The sequence below is a fragment of the Bradyrhizobium sp. SSBR45G genome (genome assembly GCF_030159255.1).
Taxonomy (GTDB): domain Bacteria; phylum Pseudomonadota; class Alphaproteobacteria; order Rhizobiales; family Xanthobacteraceae; genus Bradyrhizobium.
Map to the genome: position 1 here is coordinate 132,365 of NZ_BSCT01000015.1, position 21,286 is coordinate 153,650.

Consider the following 21,286-nt stretch of genomic DNA (forward strand, 5'->3'; position numbering starts at 1 on the left):
GTGAGGGGCAGCCACACGCACGGACCGTGCGGAGAGCCCCCCTCACCCGGATTGCATCTGTCGATGCAATCCGACCTCTCCCCGCAAGCGGGGAGAGGTGAGCGCCACGAGCGTCGAATGCAATGCGCGACCTCGCGAGCGCCGCGCTTGAACAAACAACCGAGAGGGAAAAACCTCCACCATGCTCAAGGAAACGTCCGACTACGACCAGCTCACTCGCGATTTCCGCTGGGACATCCCGGCGCAGTTCAACATCGCGGTCGCGACCTGCGATCGCCACGCCGACGGCTCGGGGCGGCTGGCGCTGATCGTCGTCGAGGAGGATGGAGCCGCGCGCCGCGTGTTATTCGACGAACTGCACGATTATTCCTGCCGCTTCGCCAATGTGCTGAAGGCCGACGGCCTCGCGCAGGGCGACCGCGTCGCGGTGTTCCTGTCGCAGTCGCTGGAGCTGCCGATCGTCCATCTCGCGGCGTTCCGCGCGGGCCTCGTCTCGGTGCCGCTGTTCACGCTGTTCGGCGAGGACGCGCTGCAATTCCGCCTGCAGAACTCCGGCGCCAAGGTCGTGGTCACCGACGCGACGGGCTTCGCCAAGCTTGCCCGCATTCGCGACCAACTGCCCGAGCTCAAGACGATCTACGTCACCGACGGCGAAGGCAGCGGCGCCGTGCCGTTCTGGCCGACGCTGGAGCGCGCGCCCGCTCGATTCCCCACCGCCGTCACCTCGAGCGACGATCCCGCGATCATCATCTACACCTCCGGCACGACCGGAAATCCCAAAGGCGCGCTGCACGCGCATCGCGTGCTGCTCGGCCACTTGCCCAATGTCGAGATGGTGCACGGCTTCCTGCCCAAGCCGGGTGACGTGATGTGGACACCGGCGGACTGGGCCTGGATCGGCGGCCTGTTCGATGCGCTGTTTCCGGCCTGGTATCACGCCGTGCCGGTGATCGGCTATCGCGCCCGGAAGTTCGTGCCGCAGGCCGCGATGCAGCTGATGGCGGACTACAAGGTCCGCAACGTCTTCCTGCCACCGACCGCGTTGAAACTGATGCGGCAGGCCAACGTCAGGCATGAGGGCGTCAGGCTTCGCAGCATCCTCACCGGCGGCGAGTCGCTCGGTGCCGAGCTGCTCGACTGGGTGCGCGCGACCTTCGGCATCGATGCGCACGAGATCTACGGCCAGACCGAATGCAATCTCGTCGTCGGCAACAACGCAAAGCTGTTTCCGATCCGGCCGGGCTCGATGGGCAAGGCCACGCCGGGCTTCGAGGTGCTGATCGTCAACGACAAGGGCGAGGAGCTGCCGCGCGGCACCCGGGGCATCATCGGCGTACGCCAGCCCAATCCCTGCACCATGATCGAATATTGGCGCAATCCCGAGGCGACGCGGACGAAGTTCGCCGGCGACGTGCTGCTGACCGGCGATCTCGGCACCCAGGATGCAGATGGCTATTTCTGGTATGCGAGCCGCGAGGACGACGTCATCACTTCGGCCGGCTATCGCATCGGCCCGGCCGAGATCGAGGACACGCTGCTCAAGCATCCCGCCGTGGCGCTCGCCGCCGTCGTCGGCATTCCCGATCCCGTGCGCACCGAAGCCGTCAAGGCCTGGATCGTGTTGCGCCCGGGTTTCGTTGCAAATGACACGCTATCGCGAGAGATCCAGGACTTCGTCAAGGTGAAGCTCGCCGCGCATGAATATCCGCGCCACGTCGAGTTCACCGACAGCCTGCCGATGACGGCCACTGGCAAGGTGCTGCGGCGCGAGTTGCGGGCGCGGGGGTAGGGCACGCTCCCGTTTGAGGCGCGATCGCGCGGCTTGCGTACCTCTCCCCGCTTGCGGGGAGAGGTCGGATTGCATCGCCAGAGGCAATCCGGGTGAGGGGGGACAGGTCTAACAATGCGGATCACTGGGTGTGGCTGCCCCTCACCTCAACCCTCTCAGCGCGAGCGAAGCTCGTCGCGCCCCCGTAAGAACGGGGAGAGGGAGCGGACTGCAAGTGTCGCGGCAGATCGTATCTCTCGCTGAGGCATTTTGAGACCACGCCAATCGTCTCTTGCCCACAAGTTGAAATTGAAATCCCCGCCCTCCCGCTGTTAGCATCGGCGCAACGAACAACAGTCAGGAGGGACCGCCGATGACCGCATCTGTCTCGGGACGAACAGATCCCGTGGTGCGCCGCATCACGACGGCCGATATTGCCGAGGCCCTCACGCAAGGCCTGCGCGACTTCCAGGCTCAGCCCTTGTTCGGCCTCGCCTTCGGCCTGATCTACGTGCTCGGCGGCGTCAGCATCGTGCTGTGCGTGACCGCGTTCGGCATGGTCTATCTCGCCTATCCGCTGGCAGCCGGCTTTGCCCTGCTTGGTCCGTTCGTCGCCATCGGGCTCTACGAGGTCAGCCGCCGCCGCGAGCTTGGCCAGCCGATCACCTATGGCGCGATCTGGCGCACGATCACCTCGCGCGGCGAGATCGCCTGGATGGCGTTCGTCACCGTGTTCTTCTTCGTGATCTGGATGTACCAGATCAGGCTGCTGATTGCGCTGCTGCTCGGGCTCAACGCCTCGTTCTCCAGCTTCAAGGAGTTCATGACGGTGGTGCTGACGACCAATGAGGGCCTGCTGTTTCTTGTGATCGGCAATCTCGATGGCGCGGCGCTGTCGCTGGTGCTGTTCTCGCTGACGGTGGTGTCGTTTCCGCTGCTGCTCGATCGCGACGTCGATTTCGTCACCGCGATGATCACCAGCGTGCGGGCGGTCGTGGCCAGTCCGGGGCCGATGATCGGCTGGGCGGCTGTCATCACCGTGCTGCTGATCGTCTCGGCGCTGCCGTACTTCCTCGGCCTGCTCGTCACCGTGCCGGTGCTGGGCCATGCGACTTGGCATCTCTACCGGCGGATCGTGGCGCCGGCGTGATGTGAACGCGCGTGCGCTGGGGCTCGCAGGGTGCCGCCGGCGGCTGGTTGCCAGCCACCGACGAAGGTTCGATGGCGCGCAGGGGTGGCTCCTTTTAGGATAGGTTCAAAATGACGCTGGGCGGAGGTCCGGCGGACGCACTCTCAGGGGAAGGATGATGCCGGACAATATCGCGCTGTTTGCCACGATCATCCTGCTCCTGCCGATGTTCTATCTGCTGCTGGCTGCGCCGGCCTTCCTGCTGGTGCGGCTCGACATCGTGCAGGTGACGCAGTTGTTGCGCGGCATGTTCGAGTCCTACTTCATCGCCCTCGCGATCGCCGGCGGCATCGGCGTGCTCGCCGTCCTCGCAGATGGCCGTCCGGTGCTGGCCCTGGGCATTGCCGCGATCGCCGCCTTCGCGCTGCTTTCGCGCCGCTGGTTTCTGGGACAGATGGACGCCCGCATCCGCGACCGGGATTTCGGAGATGTCAGCGCCGTGCGCCGGCTGCGCTGGCTGCATTGGGGCGGGATGCTGAGCAACGCCGTGCAGGTCGGCGGTGTCCTGGCGTGCATTCCCTACATCGCGGCGGTGTCCTAGACGATATCCTGATCAAGGCATCTGAATGCCCATCGCCTTCAGCGCGGCGAGCATGCGCGTCGGCGGCACCATTTTCACTGCGAGCGGCTTGCCGGTTTCGAGCACGCTCTTCAGGCTCGACAGGATCGCCGGCCAGCCCGCGCGTCCGCCGGACAGGATGTCGTCCGACAGTGGCCGCTCATGCGCTTCCGTCATCGTGAGCCGCACCGCGTCGCCGGCTTGTTCGATCTCGTAAGTGACCAGCGTTCGTCCGAGCGCCTCGACGAGGCCGGGCCAGTTGACGTCCCAGGTGATGGTCAGAAGGTGCGGCGGCTCGCAGACGATCACCTCGCCGCTGATGTGCTCGGAGCCGTCGGGCGCGCGGACGATGAAGGCGCCGCCCGCCCGCAGCTCCGCCTCGACGGCGAAGCCGAAGAAATATTGCCGGCTGAACTCGGCCGAGGTCAGCGCCTGCCAGACCTGCTCCGGGCTCGCGGCGATGTAGATGGTGTAGACGGTCTCCGGCCTGAATTTCGAGATGTCGACGGTGGTGCCGCGCGGATCAGTCATCACCTTCCTCCAATCGCTTCTTCAATTCGCCGAGCGCCGTCAGCCTGGCGCGCTCGAACTTCCTGATCCAGCGCTCGCCGATCTGATGGATCGGCACCGGATTGAGGAAGTGCAGTTTCTCGCGGCCATGCCTGACCGTCGTGACCAGATTGGCCGCTTCGAGAATCGCGAGGTGCTTGGTCACGGCCTGCCGCGTCATCGTGAGGCCATCGCAGAGTTCGGTCAGGGTCTGGCCGTTCCGTGCATGGAGCCTGTCCAGCAGCGCCCGCCGCGATGCATCCGCCAGCGCCTTGAAGACGTCGTCCATGGCTGAGGATTATGCAACCAAAAGGTTGCGTGTCAAGCCGCCGAATTGCTGGCGGCAGCCTCTTAGAGTCTTGCTTCTCGTCACCTGTCCCGTCCGGGGAGCCGCGCGAGTGTCGCAGAGAGGACGCTGCGGCCTTCCGGAAAATACCGGCGAAAAGCGTCTTCGTGCTTGTGCGGATAGTGGAGCAGATAGATCAGGGACCAAGTCATCGCCGCAAGCAGGCGGTCGGAGTTGCAGGCCGGAGACGGCCAGGCTTCGTAGATCGCTCTGACCTCAGAGCGATCGAGACCGAACAGCGTGTCGAACTCCCACTCCGGAAAGAACGGGCCTTCGACAGCGGCGCCGAGCGCGCGATGCACGATCTCGCGATCCGCGGTCGAGAGAGAAGCTATCGAGATGGACATGGCGGATGGTGCCGGCGCGGCGTCACATGGCGTGGAGATGTCTTTCTGATGTATGACATGGTGTCCTCCATCGCGAGTCGTCTTCATGTCCCTGCAAGTCTATTTCGCCTTCGTCGCCGCCTGCATCGCGCTGGCGCTGCTGCCCGGGCCGGTCGTCACGCTGTTGATCGCCAATGGGCTGCGCCATGGAACCCGCGCCGCGCTGATCAATATCGCCGGCGTGCAGACGGGGCTCGCGATCGCCATCGGCATCGTCGCGATGGGCCTGACGACGCTCATGGCCACAATGGGCTACTGGTTCGAATGGGTGCGCCTGATCGGCGCCGCCTATCTGGTGTGGCTCGGCATCCAGCTGATCCGCTCGCCGATCGAAGGCATCGCCGCGGGCGAGGCGCCGCCTCCGCCGCCGCGCGGCGGTTTCTTCCTGCAGGGGCTCCTGGTGCTGCTGTCGAACCCGAAGGTGATGGTGTTCTTCGGCGCCTTCCTGCCGCAGTTCATGGACATGAGCCGGGATCACGTGCCGCAGGTCGCGCTGCTCGGCGTCACCTTCATGGTGATCGCAGGCCTCACCGACGCCGTCTATGCGCTGCTCGCCGGCCGCGCGCGAAAACTGTTCTCAGCCAGGCGCACCCGGCTGGTCTCGCGCATCTCCGGCGGCTTCATGATCGGCGGTGGTCTGTGGCTGGCGCTGACTCGGGCGCGGTGAGCTTTGCTTTTGGTATTTGACTGAGGTCGGAAGCCCTTACTGCCGTTTTGCTGCGATTCTCGAGTGGATGTTGGAGCGGTAGGGTTGGCATCTAAGTTCATAGCAACCGACCAGTATCAGCAGATGCATCTTTGTGTTGCACGATATGGTTGTCTCCATTATTTTGGCTATCTATAATTGGGGATCACCAATGGTTGTCGATTATTTGTTCCCTGGATCGGTGGTAATTTTAAAGTTCTTGTTCAAGTTGCTGATAGGTCGATCCGTGACGGCTGTGGATTTCTTCCGCGCTGTACTTAGTTTTCCTATCGATTTAGCTTTTCTCGCGCTTTCGTTTGCTGCAATTGTTCTGTCTTTTTTGCAGGCTCGTGAAAAAATTGCGATCGAGCCAAAACAGTCTCTTGGCTGTTTCGTTTTTTGTATTGCTGTATGTGCAGTCGTTGCGATCCTGGTTAGAAAATCAGAGAGCAAATTCGATCAGGACAGCAACCTAAAATGCGTCGCCTGGATTACTTTGGCTTACATGCTCTCCGGGTGCTTGTTGGCTTTCATTTTTTTGGTTGGGGGAAGCTGACGTGAATCAACCCGACTTGCAATTAATACTTCAGATTCTTCCGGCTGTTGCCGGTGTTATTGGGCTCTGCGTTGCTGTGCTTTCACTATTGGCCTTTCGCACGATTCTTAAGGAGCGGTCGCAGTCAACTTATGATGAGAAGAAAAATCGGGCTGCACTCTCCGAGATGCGTCTTTCTTATGAGACGCAGATAGCAGACATAAATAGAAAGCTTACTGCCACCGAACGGCGCTGGAATGATGTAAATCATCTATTGGTTTCTTCTCAGGAAGCTCAGAAATCTAGGGTATTCGGATCCAAGCCGGAGCAGCATCTTACTAGTTTTCTCGAATCCATGCGTGTCACGGAAGCGGACCTCGAGATCGATCCGAAATTGATATTCGTGCTGATGCCGTTTGATGATGAAAGTCGACCGCTTTTCGACTCAATAAGGAAAGTATGCTTTCGCCTTGATTTGCGGTGTTTGAGAGGAGATGAGCAGAATGCTACCGGAGACGTTATGTCTCACATTTTGCGTCTGATGGTCCGGGCGCGTCTTATTGTCGCTGACGTTGGTGCGCGAAATCCGAACGTTTTCTACGAGCTTGGGATAGCTCATGCTTTGGACAAGCAGACGGTGCTTATATCCAAGTCGATTGCTGATGTCCCATTCGATCTGAGGAGCAATCGGGTGGTGATTTTCAATTCAAACGAACAGTTGGAAGTAGACCTGACCGCTACACTAGCTCGCGTGTTCGCGACTACCGAGAAGGCACCGTAGGCTCCACCCTCACCTGAGATCGTTCGACCTTCTTTCTGAAACTTAAAGGCCCCGACGGGAAGAGTTCTCAATGCCGATCGTGCCTTTCACCACCGGCGCCACGGCGCCGCCGATCCAGATCGTGTCGCCGTCCTGAGCCACGTGCACACGGCCTGAGCGGCCGAGCACGGTGCCCTGGGACGCAACATAGTGCTTCGGAGCAATTCCGGCGCCAATCAGCCATTGCGCCAGACTTGCATTGAGGCTGCCGGTGACGGGGTCCTCGGCGCCGCTCCAGGTGAAGGCGCGGACCTCGTAGTTGGCATCGTTGCCGTCTTCGGCCGACCATGGCGCGACGACACCGATCGGCTGCTGCGACAGCGCCTGAGCGTTGTACCTGATGTTCAGAACATCCTGGCGCGAGTCCAGGAGCACGCCGATCCAGCCCGGGCCGTTGTCGGCCCACTGCACGGCGCGCATCGCCTCGGGCTTGACGCCCAGCGCGGCTGCGATTTTCGCCGTGAGCTCAGCATCGACGGCGCCGGTACGGCGCAGCGGCGGCGCGGCGAACGCGAGTCGATCGCCGTCGCGCTTGATGCGCACGAGACCCGCGCCGCATTCCTGCACCACGTGCTCACCCTTCGGCCGGCCCCCGAGCGCGAGCCAGACATGGGCCGAGCCCAGCGTCGGATGGCCTGCAAAAGGCAGCTCGCGCTGCGGCGTGAAGATGCGCACGCGATAATCAGCGCCCGAATCCTGGGCACGCGACAGGAACGTCGTCTCGGACAGATTGGTCCAGTTGGCGATCGCCTGCATCGCCGCATCGTCGAGGCCGTCGGCCTCGGCGATCACGGCAAGCGGGTTGCCCTTGAACGGGACCGCGGAGAACACGTCGACTTGATGGAATGGAAGCGTCGGCATGGCAGTGTCCTCCCCGGGGTCGTCGTCAGTCGCGCCAGAACGGCTTATTGGCCTCTTCGTGAACCGCCGTCGGATCGAGTCCGCAGTCGCGCATCTGCTCGGCGTCGAGCATCGCGAGTTCGGACCGCCAGAACAGGCGCTGCAGCCAGAGTTGCGGGACCTGGAGCAAATTGCTCTTCCCGTGGGCAACTTGCGGAGTTGCCCAACGCTGCGCCAGGGAATATGCCATGTGTCACCTATTGCTCTTCAATTGCGTGGTTCGAAGAGCAATCGCGCAGGACATATCTCGGTGCAATCGAAACATTGCTCTCGGTGCAATATAGCATGAATGCTTCCTATACGGCCCTGGTGGACGACATTGCCGAGGACATCGCGGAAGGGCGGCTGAGGGCCGGAGACCGGCTGCCGCCGCAGCGCCAGTTCGCCTATGAACGGGGAATTGCCGCATCCACGGCAGCCCGCGTCTATGCCGAATTATTGCGCAGGGGTCTCGTCGTGGGCGAGGTCGGGCGCGGCACCTTCGTCGCGGGCCAGGCGGCGCCGGTGCCACCCTCGCTGCGGCTGGAGCCGTTCGACGGCCGCATCGATCTCGAGTTCAATTTTCCGACACTGCCCGACCAGGCGGTCATGATCGCGAAATCGATGGCCGTCTGGCAGCGGCCGGAGAAGCTTGCGCCGGTGCTGGCGCCGATCACGCAGCGCCGGCTCGCCGAGGCGGGCCGCACCGCGGCGGCGTTCTTTGCCAGCGACCGCTGGCGCCCACGCGCGGAGAATTTCGTCTTCGCCGGCAGCGGCCGGCAATCGCTCGCGGCGGCGATCTCGGCGCTGGTGCCGGTCGGCGGCCGGCTCGGCGTCGAGGCCGTCACCTATCCGATGATCAAGGGCATCGCGGCCCGCCTCGGCGTCACCCTGGTGCCGCTCGCGATGGACGGCGAGGGCATCCGCCCGGATGCGCTGACCAAGGCGCATCGCAGCAGCGCGCTGACCGCGATCTACATCCAGCCCGTGATGCAGAATCCGCTCGGGCTCACCATGAGCGAGTCCCGGCGCGAGGAGATCGTGCGTCTCGTGCGCAAGCATGAGCTGATGATCATCGAGGATCTCGTCTATGGCTTCCTCAGCGATCAGGTCTCGCTGGCGGCGCAGGCCGAGGAGCGCGTCGTCATCGTCGACAGTCTCGCCAAGCGCCTCGCCCCGGGCATCGCGGTCGGCTTCCTCTATGTCCCGTCGAATCTCCGCGAGAAATTCGCTGCGACGGTGCGCACCGGCGCGTGGTCGGTGACGTCGCTCGCGCTCGCGGCCGGCATGGGGCTGCTCGCCGACGGCACCGCGGCGGAGATCACCCGGCGCAAGCGGGCCGATGCCTTGGTGCGGCAGGCGATCGTTGCCGAGTGCCTCGCCGGCCATCGCATCGAGGCCGATCCGCGCTCCTACCATGTCTGGCTGCATCTGCCGGAGGGCTGGCGCGCCGAGGCGCTGACGGCCGCGGCGGCGCGTGCGGGCATCGCGATCACGCCGGCGAGCGCCTTTGCGGTGGCGCATGGCCACTCACCCAATGCGGTGCGGCTCGCGCTCGGCCTGCCCGGCCATGACGATCTGCGTACGGCGCTGTGGCGGCTCGCCGGCCTGCTGTCGCATCACGATGCGTCGGACATGACCGAATAGGGCCTCAGGCGAGGCCCTTGCCGCGCAGCTCGATTTCGATGGCGCCGAGGATGCGGATCAGCCGCTCGGCCCAGCTTTGCTGGCCCTCGGGCTCGGCGATCTCGTTTTGCCGGATCTCTATGCCGGAATTGATCAGGCCGCGCGCTTCGCCATGCACGGGGATGGTGTAGTCTGTGCCGTCGCCGACCGCATAGGGCTGGTTGTCGCCGACCACGAGATCGGGCTCGGCGCGCAACGCCTTCAGCAGCAGCGGCGGCAGCACACGGTCGTGCTGATACAGCGTGCCGATGTGCCAGGGCCTGGAGATGCCGGCATAGACCGGCGTGAAGCTATGCAAGGCGACCAGCACCGTGGGCCGCCCCGCTTCCTTGCGCGCGTCGAGCACGGCGGTGATGCGGTCGTGATAGGGATCGAAGATCTCCCGGCGCCGGAGCTCGGCATCCTCATGCGTCAGGCCTTCATTGCCGGGGATGGTCGTGCGCTCGCTGATCATGGGAATGGAGTTCGGCGCCTTCGGCGACCGGTTGCAGTCGATCACGAGGCGCGAGTAGCGCTGCGCCACCAGATGCGCATCGAGCGCCCGCGACACGGCCTCTGCGACGCCGGCAATGCCGATGTCCCAGGCGATGTGCCGCTCCAATTCGCTCTCGGGAAGGCCGAGATCGCCGAGCGCGTGTGGCAGCAGCCGGCCATAATGATCACAGGTGAGAAGGAACGCGGACGCCCCATCGACGTTTTGCTCCAGCACGGGCGGAACTTCGTCGTGCTGCAGGAGTCGATGCGTGTTGCTCGTGCCGGACGTGGTCATGCTGCCTCTCGTTGCTTCATGAAGCGGCAGACCGATCTCGAATCGAGCAGAAAAATGAGGATGGGGCCGGCGTGCATCATGATGTTCGTCGAACGATGCTGATTCTGGCGATCATTCACAAGACAGAAGTTCACAATGGGCCTACGGTCCACTGTGACGACGAGGCTGGCGCGACGTGCCGCCCGAACGGGGCGAGGGAGCCTTCATGCTGATCAAGGTTGGATTCGAGATCGCCTACTCCGCCCCGGCGGCAACGCCGATGGTGATCATGCTGTCGATCCATCCGTCGCGCTTTGCGGACATCGTCGGCACCGAAACGATCACCACCGAGCCGCGGGTGCCGATCAAATTCTACAACGACAGCTTTGGCAATCTGTGCGGACGGCTGGTGGCGCCGGCTGGCGGCGTCACCTTCCACGGCAGCGCCATCGTCCGCGACAGCGGGAAGCCGGACGCGATCGATACTGCCGCCCAGCAGCTGCCGATCGAGCAACTGCCCGATGACGTTCTGCTGTATCTGATGCCGAGCCGCTATTGCGAGACCGACAAGCTCACCGACATCGCCTGGTCGCTGTTCTCCAGCGCACCGGCGGGCTGGGCGCGGGTGCAGGCGATCTGCGACTTCGTGCACCGCCACGTCACCTTCGGCTATGAGCACGCCCACGCGATGAAATCAGCCCATGACGTCTATCAGCAGCGCGCCGGCGTGTGCCGCGACTTCGCCCATCTCGCGCTGACCTTCTGCCGCTGCATGGGCATCCCGGCGCGCTACTGCACCGGCTATCTCGGCGACATCGGCGTGCCGCCGGACCCGGTCCCGATGGATTTCTCCGGCTGGTTCGAGGTCTATCTCTCCGGCCGCTGGTACACGTTCGATGCCCGTCACAACGCGCCGCGCATCGGCCGCATTTTGATGGCGACCGGACGGGACGCCGCCGACGTCGCGCTGTCCACGAGCTTCGGCCGGATGATCCTGACCAAATTCCACATCATCAGCGACGAGATCGTCGCCGCCTGAGTGGGCTGTCTTGCGGCGTGCCGCTTCGCATCGCGGGCGATCGCCGCTATAGACGGGCCATGACCTCCGATCTCCTGTTCGTCTACGGCACGCTGATGCGCGGCTTCGACCATCCGATGGCGCGGCTGCTGTCGGCCAATGCCGATTTCGCGGGTGAAGCCAGCTGCCGCGGCCGGCTCTACCGCATCCAGCATTATCCGGGCCTCGTGCTGTCCGAGGATGCGGCCGATCTGGTCCATGGCGAGCTGTTCCGGCTGCGCCAGCCCGAGCCGATGCTGCGCGAGTTCGACATGTACGAGGCCTGCGGCGAGGGTTTTGCGCAGCCGACCGAATATCTCCGCCAGCATCTCACGGTCACGCTCGCCGACGGATCGGCCCGCGAGGCCTGGACCTACGTCTACAATTGGCCCGTGGACGCGGCCGCCCGCATCGCCTCGGGACGGTTTTTGGCGCCCTAGCGCCAGTCTCTCCACGTCGTCATTCCGGGACATCGCGACAGCGATGGGCCCGGAATCCATAACCACGAACGGTACGAAGAAACGCAGGCGGCGCGGCCGTCCCGCCTCACGACCGCTCGTGGTTATGGATTCCGGGCTCGCCCTGCGGGCGCCCCGGAATGACGCGGAGAGAGCGGGGCTGTGAATAGCCCGGACAAGGTCGAGGAAGTTCACATTTCGTACCCGGGCCCCTATATGCGTAAGGCACGAGAATAGGATCACCGCCCCGCTCATGGCTCGCTTCACGCCGGAATTCCTCGATGAGCTGCGCGCCCGGCTTCCGGTCTCGGATGTCGTCGGCAAGCGCGTGAAGCTCAAGAAGGCGGGGCGCGAGTGGAAGGGGCTGTCGCCGTTCCAGCAGGAGAAGACGCCGTCCTTCTACGTCAACGACCAGAAGGGCTTTTATCACGACTTCTCCTCCGGCAAGCACGGCAACATCTTCGACTTCGTGATGGAGACCGAGGGCTGCTCCTTCCCCGAGGCGGTCGAGCGGCTGGCCGGCCTGGCGGGCCTGGCGCTGCCGGCGGTGACGCCGGATGCGGCGCGGCAGGAGCGGCAGCGCAAGACGCTGTATGATGTGATGGAGCTGGCGGCGAAGTTCTTCGCCGACACGCTGGCCTCCCGCCATGGCGCCCGCGCCCGCGGCTATCTCGCCGATCGCGCGATCCTGCCGCAGACGCAGCTGCAATTTCGCATCGGCTACGCATCGCAGGAGCGCTTCGCGCTGAAGGAGCATCTCGGCGCCCAGGGCGTGCCGGTGCCCGACATGGTGGAAGCGGGGCTGCTCGTCGCCGGCGACGATATCCCGGTGCCTTACGACCGCTTTCGCGACCGCGTGATGTTCCCGATCACCGATCTTCGGGGACGCGTCATCGCCTTCGGCGGCCGCGCGCTGCAGAAGGACGTGCCGGCGAAATATCTGAACTCGCCGGAGACGCCGCTCTTCCACAAGGGCGACAACCTCTACAATCTGCAGACCGCCCGCCAGGCCGCACACAACGGCGCGCCGATGATCGTGGTCGAGGGCTATGTCGACGTCATCGCGCTGGTCGCGGCCGGCTTTGCCGGTGCCGTGGCGCCGCTCGGCACCGCGCTCACCGAGAGCCAGCTGTCGCTGATCTGGAAAATGGTCGACGAGCCGATCCTGTGCTTCGACGGCGACCGCGCCGGCCAGAAGGCGGCCTGGCGCGCCGCCGACCTCGCGCTGCCGCATCTTCTGCCCGGCAAGAGCCTGCGCTTCGCGCTGCTGCCGGAGGGGCAGGACCCCGACGATCTCGTCCGCTCCGGCGGCCGCGGCGCCGTCGAGGAGGTGCTGGCGGTGGCCAAGCCGCTCGCCGAGGTGATCTGGACGCGCGAGACCGAGGGCGGCGGCTTCACCACGCCGGAGCGCCGCGCTGCGCTGGAGGCCCGGATCGGCGAGCTCACCAACGGCATCCGCGACGAGGTGGTACGCCGCTACTACAAGCAGGATCTCACCGACCGGCTGTACCGGGCGTTCGCGCCCGAGGGCGGCCGGGGCTATGGCCGCGGCGGCTACGGTGCCGAATCAGGACGCCGGTTTCCGCCCCGCGGTGCCGGGATGGGACAGCCGGGCGGCCGGTTATCCACAGGGGGCGGCGGCAACGGCCGGCGCGGCGGGGCGCCATCCACAGGCCCCGCGATGTCCCGCGGACCCTACATGGCGGCGAGCCCGCAGCTCGCCATGAGCCCGATCATGCGCGGCCAGCGCTCGGCGATCTCGCGCCGCGAGGCGCTGATCCTGCAGTGCCTGATCAACCACCCCTGGCTGCTGCACGACCACCTCGAGGAGGTCGCAGCACTCGAGCTCGCCCACCCCGAGGCGCACAAGCTGCGCGCCGCGATCATCGCCGCCTTCGCCCACGACCACCATCATTCCCCCGATCCGGACGAGCAGGCCGAGAAGATGCGGGCCGACCTCGAGAAGTCCGGCTTTTCCGAGCTTCTTCAACGAGTTGAGCGGGCGATCACGACCGCTGCCGTGTGGGCGACGAAGTCCGGGGCGGCGCGCGATGACGTTCTTGCGACATGGCATCAACTCGTTGCCTTGCATCGGCAATGGCACTCCTTACTTAGGGAATTGAAGGATGCCGAGCTGGCGCTGGGCGAGGAGCCGAGCGAGTCCAATATGGGCTGGTTGAGGGACGTGAAGGCCAGGATGGCCGAGGTGGACGGGACCGAGGCGCTGATCGAAGGCTTCGGAGAATTGTCCGGACGCACCAACCGAAACGTGTAGACCGCGGGCCCGGCGCCCTGTCATCGACCGAGCACATTTCGACCCCGACCGCCGACGCCGGTTCCGGGCCACGTGAAAAGACTCGCCAAATCCATGGTTTGGCTGCAAAAACAGGGTTAATCGAAGTTTAAGAGGTCCGGGGCATTTTCTGCAGCAGATGGGTTGGTTTCGCTGTCGGACACCGCGCCGCTTTCGGGGCGCCGGATTCGATTGCAAAACCGGTATCGCTTTTGCAAGAAACGCGCGCCGGTCCAGAAATAGGACGACACCAGCGACAGACTTATGGGGGTGGCGACGTTAAATGTGCGCCGCCCTTTCCGCGTCGAGAACAGTTTGAGTAGAGCAGGCGGGCGCCGCGATGCCAAGGGCAAAGATGCCACGGGCGGGGCGGGCGCGTTTCGGGAGCAATGAATGGCCACGAAGGCAAAGACGCTGCAGGTGAAGGACAAGGAAAAGGACGACAAGGCCGCGGACGCTCCTGAGAAGGACGCCGCCGATGCGCCTTCGCCGTTGCTCGACCTGTCGGACGCCGCCGTCAAGAAGATGATCAAGCAGGCCAAGAAGCGCGGCTTCGTGACCTTTGATCAGCTCAACGAAGTGCTGCCCCCGGACACCACCTCGCCCGAACAGATCGAAGACATCATGTCGATGCTCTCCGACATGGGCATCAACGTGACCGAGGCCGAGGAGACCGACGAGGCCGAGGAGAAGGACGACGGCGAGGACGAGACCGACAACGAGCTCGTCGAGATCACCCAGAAGGCCGTCACCGAGGTCAAGAAGTCCGAGCCTGGCGAGCGCACCGACGATCCCGTCCGCATGTATCTGCGCGAGATGGGCACCGTCGAGCTCTTGTCGCGCGAGGGCGAAATCGCCATCGCCAAGCGCATCGAGGCCGGCCGCGAGGCGATGATCGCAGGGCTCTGCGAAAGCCCGCTGACCTTCCAGGCCATCATCATCTGGCGCGACGAGCTCAACGAAGGCAAGATCTTCCTTCGCGACATCATCGATCTCGAAGCCACCTATGCCGGCCCGGAGGCGAAGGGCGGCATGAACCCGCAGATCGCAGCTCCCGCCGCCGGCGAGGGTGAGACGGCCGAGGGCGGCGGCATCCAGGCCGCCGTCGCGCCGCCGGCCGCCCCGCAGCAGCCGACCCCGTTCCGGGCCGCCCCGAACGGCGCGCCCGCCGAGGAGAAGGATCCCGGCGAGGCGGCGGCCGAAGCCGACATGGACGACGACGAGTTCGAGAACCAGATGTCGCTCGCCGCCATCGAGGCCGAGCTGAAGCCGAAGGTGGTCGAGACCTTCGACAAGATCGCGTCCGAATACAAGAAGCTGCGCCGCCTGCAGGAGCAGGACATCGCCAACCAGCTGCAGAGCGAGTCGCTGTCGCCCTCGCAGGAGCGCAAGTACAAGAAACTCAAGGACGAGATCATCGTCGAGGTGAAGTCGCTGCGCCTCAACCAGGCCCGCATCGACTCGCTGGTCGAGCAGCTCTACGACATCAACAAGAAGCTGGTCTCGTTCGAGGGCCGGCTGATGCGCCTGGCCGATTCCCACGGCGTCGGGCGCGAGGACTTCCTGCGCAACTACCAGGGCTCGGAGCTCGATCCGCGCTGGCTCAACCGTGTCTCGAAGCTGTCGGCCAAGGGCTGGAAGAACTTCGTCCACTACGAGAAGGACCGCATCAAGGATCTGCGCCAGGAGGTGCAGTCGATGGCGGCCCTCACGGGTCTGGAGATCGGCGAGTTCCGCAAGATCGTGCACTCGGTGCAGAAGGGCGAGCGCGAGGCCCGTCAGGCCAAGAAGGAGATGGTGGAAGCCAACCTCCGTCTCGTGATCTCGATCGCCAAGAAATACACCAACCGCGGCCTGCAGTTCCTCGACCTGATCCAGGAAGGCAACATCGGCCTGATGAAGGCCGTCGACAAGTTCGAGTACCGCCGCGGCTACAAGTTCTCGACCTACGCCACCTGGTGGATCCGGCAGGCGATCACCCGCTCGATCGCCGACCAGGCCCGCACCATCCGCATCCCCGTGCACATGATCGAGACGATCAACAAGATCGTCCGCACCTCGCGCCAGATGCTGAACGAGATCGGCCGCGAGCCGACGCCTGAGGAGCTCGCCGAAAAGCTCGGCATGCCCCTGGAGAAGGTGCGCAAGGTCCTCAAGATCGCCAAGGAGCCGCTCTCGCTCGAAACCCCCGTGGGCGACGAGGAGGACAGCCATCTCGGCGACTTCATCGAGGACAAGAACGCGATCCTGCCGATCGACGCGGCGATCCAGTCCAACCTGCGCGAAACCACGACGCGCGTGCTGGCCTCGTTGACCCCGCGCGAAGAACGCGTGCTCCGCATGCGCTTCGGCATCGGCATGAACACCGACCACACGCTGGAAGAAGTCGGCCAGCAGTTCTCGGTGACCAGAGAGCGTATTCGTCAGATCGAGGCCAAGGCGCTGCGCAAGCTGAAGCATCCCTCGCGCAGCCGCAAGCTCCGCTCGTTCCTCGACAACTGATTCCGATCGTCATGCCCGGGCGAAGGCCCGGGCAGTTACTGAGATGACAGCGGCGGGCCGAGAGGTCCGCCCTTGTCATTTCTGACAGGAGCAACCCAGCGCTCGAATGACAGGCAGCCCGATGTCCTCGACTCTCTTCGCGACCATGCGCCTGCTCGATAAACTCGGCCTTCACTTCTTCATTGAACGAACGCGACCCGATACAATCCGCCTGTCGGTGACGTTGGTTGGCGAGCGGCTTGAGATCGATGTGTTCGAAGACGACCATCTCGAGTTCAGCCGCTTCCAGGGCGACGAGAGTGTAGAAAGCGGCTACGACGAACTGATGCTCATTCTGCAGTCTGCGGTGGATCCGTAGTGAGAGGGCCGCCTGCAGGCGAAAGCAGCTCGTCAAAGAGCTTCGTCATATGATGGCATTGGCCCCGCAAACTGCCGCAGAGACATGGTCAATGAATTGTTTACGCTTCTCATCGAAGCTTCGCCGGGCGACCGAATGACGCTCGGGTTCCGGCACTCTGCCCCGTCGTGACAGAACATGACGATGGCGGCTGATCTCTGGAAGTTTTCAGCATGCAGCCAGCCTTGCGGAAAGGCGACGATGTCGCCGACATGTTCGCCCGGGCGAGTGCGTTCCACCGCTCCGGCGATCTGGCCAAGGCTCAGGCCGGCTACACCAAGATCCTCAAGAAGCGGCCGAACCATTTCGGCGCGCTTTACATGTTTGGACTGTCCGAACACCAGAGCAACAATTCGGTCGCGGCGGAGCGCCTTCTGAAGCGGGCGCTGCTGGTCGACCCGCAATCCGTTGCGGCGAGGTATGCCCGGGCCGTCGTCCTGTCCACGCTGCAGCGCGACAGCGAGGCCTTGACAGGCTTCGACGATCTGCTGGCCTTGAAGCCGGATTTCTTCGATGCGCATCTGGAACGCGGCAAGCTGTTGTTGCGACTCCAGCGTTTCGCCGAAGCCGTCGTCAGTTTCGACAACGCCCTGCTGATCAACCCGCAGCAGCTGGACGTCCTGATCAGCAAGGGCGAGGCGCTGCACTATCTCGGCAGGTTCGTCGACGCGATCGCCTGCTACGATCAGCTGCTCGCGGCAAAGCCTGCGCATGTGGCCGCCCTGATCAACCGGGGCTGCGCGTTCAAGGATCTGCGTCGCGCCGATGAGGCGATCGCCGATTTCAACCGGGCGCTTGCGCTGGCGCCCGACGACACCACGGCGCTGATCGATCGCGGCGAGACGTTCCTCTCGCTCAAACGCAACGACGAGGCGCTCGCTGATTTCGACAGGGTGATCGCGCTCGATCCGGGACTTGCGCTGGGCTGGCTCGGCCGCGCCAACGTCCTGATGCTGAACAAGCGGGTGAGCGAGGCGCTGGCGGCCTGCCAGCGCGCGGTTGCGATCGAGCCGAACTCACCGAAAGCGCTGAGCCAGATCGGTCAATGTCATGCCCTGCTGGGCGATGCGGAGGCCGCCGTCGCCTTTTTCGATCGCGCGCTCGCGATCGACCCGGCCGACGACATTGCGCTGGCGAACCGGATCTTCTCATTGGACTTCTGCGATGTCGGCTATGCGCAGCACCAGGCGGCCCGGTCGGAGTGGTGGCGCCGGATCGGCTCCAGGATCGCCGAGAGGCATCCGCCTGACCACGCCAATGATCTCGACCCTCACCGACGGATCGTCGTCGGATACGTGTCGGGCGACTTCAAGGAGCATTCCGCCGCCCGCACGTTCCGGCCCGTGCTGCAAAATCACGACAAATCGCAGTTCGAGGTGATCTGCTATTCGAACTCACCGGTCCAGGACGAGATCACCGACTCGTTCCGGCAGGTTGCCGACAAGTGGCGCGAGGTGATGCAATGGTCCGACGATCAGCTCACGGATGGCATCCGGGCCGACCGGGTCGACATTCTGGTCGACCTGTCCGGACATTCGCGCGGCAATCGGCTGGCCACCTTCGCGCGCAAGCCTGCCCCCGTCCAGGTCACCGCGTGGGGCCATGCGACCGGCACCGGCCTGGCGACGATGGACTACCTGTTCGGCGATCCCGTGATGGCGCCGCCGGAGGTGCGTCACCTGTTTACCGAGCAGATCTACGATCTGCCCTGCTTGATCATCATCGAGCCGCCACCGGCGGGGCTGCGCAGCCTCGAGGCGCCCGTGACGTCCAATGGCCATGTGACCTACGGCGCGTTCACCCGGGCGAACCGGTTGTCCGGCGCCGTCATCGACGTCTGGTCCCGCATCCTGCGCGCCGACGTCACCGCCCGATTGCTGGTCAAGGATTATCTGCTCGGCGATGCTGCGGTCCAGGCCAGGCTGCTGGCCGACTTCGCCGCGCGCGGCATCGCGCCGGAGCGCATCGACCTGATCGGACCGACCTCCCGCGACGAGCATCTGGCCGCCCACCGGCTGATCGACATCTGGCTCGATCCATTTCCCAATGGCGGCGGCGTCTCGGCCTGGGAAGCCCTGCACATGGGCGTGCCGGTGGTGTCGAAGCTCGGCAACGGGATGTGCAGCCGGGCCGGCGGTGCGATCCTGACGGCGATCGGCCTGGCCGACTGGGTCGCCACGACGGATGATGACTATGTCGACATCGCGCTGCGGGCGACGCCGGACCGGCTCAGGACGCTCCGTCACCAGCTTCCCGACCTCATCGCCGCACGCTGTGCTCCGTCCGTCTACACAAGGGACGTCGAAGCAGCCTATCGCACGATGTGGCAGACCTATTGCCGGGGTCGACAGAGCTGACTTGGGTTAGGGTGCATCAATTTCTCGCGCGAAAGGCGGCTTCGAGGTGGGAAGCCAAGGCACTGTGGAAGCTGAAGCATCCGTCACGGGTCGAAGAAGCTGCGAAGCTTCTTGAAGAACTTGGTTGTCAGACAGGCTGTCATTTCCGGGCCTGACTCGGCAATCCATCGAAATGAAATGGCGGGTAAAAGACCGCCGTCCGCGCTTGTAGCCAGCTATCGGCATATCTAAGACGGCCATTTGTTGATCATCGATGATGAGTGTTAGGCGATAAATTCGTGGTCGGTCTCATCTAAATCAATGCGGCTTATTCCTAAAAATTTCTGCTGTTCAAGTGTGATGTTTGTAAAAGCATTTTCGCCGAACAGATCAAAAAAGATGTCACGAATAATTCGTCGGTTGGCTCCGTGAAGCTCAGTGTCCAACGTCGGAAAATTGTGCGCGCCTTTGTAGATCGAGAAGTATGCCGCAATCGAATTCCTTACATCAATAATTGTATCTTGAAAATTACTTCCATCTTTCAATCGAGCTTCAAGCGTATACTCGTCCTCAAGCCGTCTAACAATCTTAGCTATTTGCTTCTTAGACACGCGCCATACGGCTCGTTGTTCGATGCCGACCCGGACAATTTCACGACCAAGAAAATCTATCGGGTCGTCTGGCCCAAGGATCTGCGTTTTTGATTCTGAATCTAACCCGGGAATCGAGAGCTTTATATCATCCAAGAGTTTGCCGACGAACGCGTGAGTAGCCTTCGCTTCTTCCTTTGAAGGTGTAAACACAACTATGTCATCCGCATAGCGCACCATGCTCAGTCCACGTCTCTCGACATTCTTGTCAAAGGAAGACAAAATCAGATTTGCCAAGATCGGAGACAACGGCATGCCTTGCCGTATGCCAGTCCCTGCTTTAATCCCTTGTCGATAAAACTTGGATCTGTTCCGGTCGGTAAGCTTTACTTCGCAATCAATTGTTCTATTGATGATCGGGACTAGGCTATGTCTGCCTAAAGCCTTCTCCACGCAAACTTTCAAGTAGTGCCTTGGTATCTTATCGAAGAAGGATTCGATGTCAGTCTTTAGGCACCAGTCGAAGGACTGGCGATAACTTACAGCTAGGTTGATGGCCGCGTTTGTGCCTCGTTGAGGTAGAAAGCCGAAAGATGATGAGTGATAGATTGGGAGTATTCTAGTTCGGTTGAGATAGGCAATGATGGTGCGCTGAACCAGCCGATCACGCACTGTCGGGATGCAGATCATCCGTTCTTTATCTGAATTTGGCTTCGGAATAAAAATCGCTTTGAGTGGTGCTGGGCCATAGATGTTTTTCTGTAGTTGCTCGGCTAGCACAGTAAGATTGTGATCTAGGTTTGCTCCAAATCTTGCTGCCGTAATCCCGTCGAGCCCAGGGCGGCCAACATCTGCCGACGAGTCTCGCGAAGCATTCCAAGCTGCGCGCAATTTCGATTTCGATAGTATCTTTGTGGGTCTCGGGTACATTCCGTTCGCACAAGCTTAGGATCGAGGTTAGCGGTGCACCTAAGCTTGATAGAACTGGCGCCACCAGATGGTCAAAGACGCATCCGCTGGCTCTTTGAGCTTTGCATCTGCCACGCTTGCGCGCGACACTCTCGGCTCATGACAGATCACCGACGAGAGATCAACTGCGCTGGTAGACCAGCTTAGTAAACCTCCTACGACGATCCCCGCCCAGACGACCCACGCGGCAATCGTGAGAACATATCGTGAACGAGCCTTGTCGGCCCGCCGCCCCCGCCCCTTGGGCGCTCCGTCACAAATGTCGTTAGTCCGTCTCTTAGTATTATGCACCACGGACATGGACACCTCCGTTGTTCTGCCACGCCACCAGATGGTCAAAGACGCATCCGCTGGCTCTTTGAGCTTTGCATCTGCCACGCTTGCGCGCGACACTCTCGGCTCTTGACAGATCACCGTTGTGAGGTCGCTTTCGGAAAAGAAGCGATTGCCAACACACCTTACTTAGGTGTGATCGGAGAGTCGCGCAACCAGGAACGCGTGATCATCAAGAGAATTCCGGGATAGTGACGAGAG

General features: G+C 63.0%; 20 protein-coding genes. 13 read left to right on the plus strand and 7 right to left on the minus strand.

Annotated features, from left to right (window positions below):
• Positions 1-181: 181 nt before the first annotated feature.
• The 3 genes from QQL87_RS18945 to QQL87_RS18955 all read left to right on the plus strand — a co-directional run bounded on the left by QQL87_RS18945 (position 182) and on the right by QQL87_RS18955 (position 3,498).
• Complete coding sequence (locus QQL87_RS18945; RefSeq protein ID WP_284420241.1) at positions 182-1,789, plus strand: acyl-CoA synthetase; 1,608 nt, start codon at positions 182-184, stop codon at positions 1,787-1,789.
• A 352-nt stretch (positions 1,790-2,141) separates the two neighbouring features.
• The gene (locus tag QQL87_RS18950; protein WP_284420240.1) at positions 2,142-2,918 is read left to right on the plus strand and encodes a DUF2189 domain-containing protein; all 777 of its coding nucleotides are present in this window, start codon (positions 2,142-2,144) and stop codon (positions 2,916-2,918) included.
• A gap of 157 nt (positions 2,919-3,075) precedes the next feature.
• Positions 3,076-3,498, plus strand: coding sequence for a hypothetical protein (locus QQL87_RS18955; protein ID WP_284420239.1), 423 nt, complete (start codon positions 3,076-3,078; stop codon positions 3,496-3,498).
• Positions 3,499-3,510: 12 nt separating this feature from the next.
• On the opposite strand, the gene QQL87_RS18960 is transcribed toward QQL87_RS18955, so the two are convergent.
• The 3 genes from QQL87_RS18960 to QQL87_RS18970 all read right to left on the minus strand — a co-directional run bounded on the left by QQL87_RS18960 (position 3,511) and on the right by QQL87_RS18970 (position 4,845).
• Positions 3,511-4,047: an SRPBCC family protein gene (locus QQL87_RS18960; RefSeq protein ID WP_284420238.1), complete on the minus strand. Its 537-nt coding sequence runs from the start codon at positions 4,045-4,047 to the stop codon at positions 3,511-3,513.
• On the minus strand, positions 4,040-4,354 hold the full coding sequence (locus QQL87_RS18965) for an ArsR/SmtB family transcription factor (protein WP_284420237.1): 315 nt from the start codon (positions 4,352-4,354) through the stop codon (positions 4,040-4,042). The genes QQL87_RS18960 and QQL87_RS18965 overlap by 8 nt, the downstream gene beginning before the upstream one ends.
• Before the next feature lie 80 nt (positions 4,355-4,434).
• Positions 4,435-4,845 carry a hypothetical protein gene (locus tag QQL87_RS18970; protein WP_284420236.1) on the minus strand — a complete coding sequence of 137 codons (411 nt, stop codon included), beginning with the start codon at positions 4,843-4,845 and terminating at the stop codon, positions 4,435-4,437.
• On the opposite strand from QQL87_RS18970, the gene QQL87_RS18975 reads away from it, so the two are divergent.
• From QQL87_RS18975 to QQL87_RS18985, 3 genes are all read left to right on the plus strand, one after another.
• On the plus strand, positions 4,844-5,464 hold the full coding sequence (locus QQL87_RS18975; RefSeq protein ID WP_284420235.1) for a LysE family translocator: 621 nt from the start codon (positions 4,844-4,846) through the stop codon (positions 5,462-5,464). The genes QQL87_RS18970 and QQL87_RS18975 overlap by 2 nt on opposite strands.
• A gap of 190 nt (positions 5,465-5,654) precedes the next feature.
• On the plus strand, positions 5,655-6,038 hold the full coding sequence (locus QQL87_RS18980; RefSeq protein ID WP_284420234.1) for a hypothetical protein: 384 nt from the start codon (positions 5,655-5,657) through the stop codon (positions 6,036-6,038).
• 1 nt (position 6,039) lies between these two features.
• Complete coding sequence (locus tag QQL87_RS18985) at positions 6,040-6,798, plus strand: hypothetical protein (protein WP_284420233.1); 759 nt, start codon at positions 6,040-6,042, stop codon at positions 6,796-6,798.
• A gap of 42 nt (positions 6,799-6,840) precedes the next feature.
• Here QQL87_RS18985 and QQL87_RS18990 read toward each other — a convergent pair whose 3' ends face one another.
• Positions 6,841-7,698 carry a PhzF family phenazine biosynthesis protein gene (locus QQL87_RS18990; protein WP_284420232.1) on the minus strand — a complete coding sequence of 286 codons (858 nt, stop codon included), beginning with the start codon at positions 7,696-7,698 and terminating at the stop codon, positions 6,841-6,843.
• 25 nt (positions 7,699-7,723) lie between these two features.
• Positions 7,724-7,867: a DUF1127 domain-containing protein gene (locus QQL87_RS18995; protein ID WP_284420231.1), complete on the minus strand. Its 144-nt coding sequence runs from the start codon at positions 7,865-7,867 to the stop codon at positions 7,724-7,726.
• 155 nt (positions 7,868-8,022) lie between these two features.
• Here QQL87_RS18995 and QQL87_RS19000 point away from each other — a divergent pair, with 155 nt between their 5' ends.
• Positions 8,023-9,363 carry an aminotransferase-like domain-containing protein gene (locus QQL87_RS19000; RefSeq protein WP_284420230.1) on the plus strand — a complete coding sequence of 447 codons (1,341 nt, stop codon included), beginning with the start codon at positions 8,023-8,025 and terminating at the stop codon, positions 9,361-9,363.
• A gap of 4 nt (positions 9,364-9,367) precedes the next feature.
• On the opposite strand, the gene QQL87_RS19005 is transcribed toward QQL87_RS19000, so the two are convergent.
• Positions 9,368-10,171: an N-formylglutamate amidohydrolase gene (locus QQL87_RS19005; RefSeq protein WP_284420229.1), complete on the minus strand. Its 804-nt coding sequence runs from the start codon at positions 10,169-10,171 to the stop codon at positions 9,368-9,370.
• Positions 10,172-10,376: 205 nt separating this feature from the next.
• Between QQL87_RS19005 and QQL87_RS19010 the strand changes: the two genes are divergently transcribed.
• The 6 genes from QQL87_RS19010 to QQL87_RS19035 all read left to right on the plus strand — a co-directional run bounded on the left by QQL87_RS19010 (position 10,377) and on the right by QQL87_RS19035 (position 19,214).
• Positions 10,377-11,189: a transglutaminase-like domain-containing protein gene (locus tag QQL87_RS19010; RefSeq protein ID WP_284420228.1), complete on the plus strand. Its 813-nt coding sequence runs from the start codon at positions 10,377-10,379 to the stop codon at positions 11,187-11,189.
• A gap of 59 nt (positions 11,190-11,248) precedes the next feature.
• Positions 11,249-11,647 (plus strand): gamma-glutamylcyclotransferase family protein, encoded by a 399-nt coding sequence (locus tag QQL87_RS19015; protein WP_284420227.1) that lies wholly within the window; start codon positions 11,249-11,251, stop codon positions 11,645-11,647.
• 271 nt (positions 11,648-11,918) lie between these two features.
• The gene (dnaG, locus tag QQL87_RS19020; RefSeq protein ID WP_284420226.1) at positions 11,919-13,940 is read left to right on the plus strand and encodes a DNA primase; all 2,022 of its coding nucleotides are present in this window, start codon (positions 11,919-11,921) and stop codon (positions 13,938-13,940) included.
• A gap of 411 nt (positions 13,941-14,351) precedes the next feature.
• The gene (rpoD, locus tag QQL87_RS19025) at positions 14,352-16,460 is read left to right on the plus strand and encodes an RNA polymerase sigma factor RpoD (protein WP_284420225.1); all 2,109 of its coding nucleotides are present in this window, start codon (positions 14,352-14,354) and stop codon (positions 16,458-16,460) included.
• 106 nt (positions 16,461-16,566) lie between these two features.
• Positions 16,567-16,818 (plus strand): hypothetical protein, encoded by a 252-nt coding sequence (locus QQL87_RS19030; RefSeq protein ID WP_502871189.1) that lies wholly within the window; start codon positions 16,567-16,569, stop codon positions 16,816-16,818.
• A 212-nt stretch (positions 16,819-17,030) separates the two neighbouring features.
• Positions 17,031-19,214: a tetratricopeptide repeat protein gene (locus QQL87_RS19035; RefSeq protein ID WP_284420223.1), complete on the plus strand. Its 2,184-nt coding sequence runs from the start codon at positions 17,031-17,033 to the stop codon at positions 19,212-19,214.
• A gap of 263 nt (positions 19,215-19,477) precedes the next feature.
• Here QQL87_RS19035 and QQL87_RS19040 read toward each other — a convergent pair whose 3' ends face one another.
• Complete coding sequence (locus QQL87_RS19040; protein WP_284420222.1) at positions 19,478-20,674, minus strand: reverse transcriptase domain-containing protein; 1,197 nt, start codon at positions 20,672-20,674, stop codon at positions 19,478-19,480.
• Positions 20,675-21,286: the final 612 nt, after the last annotated feature.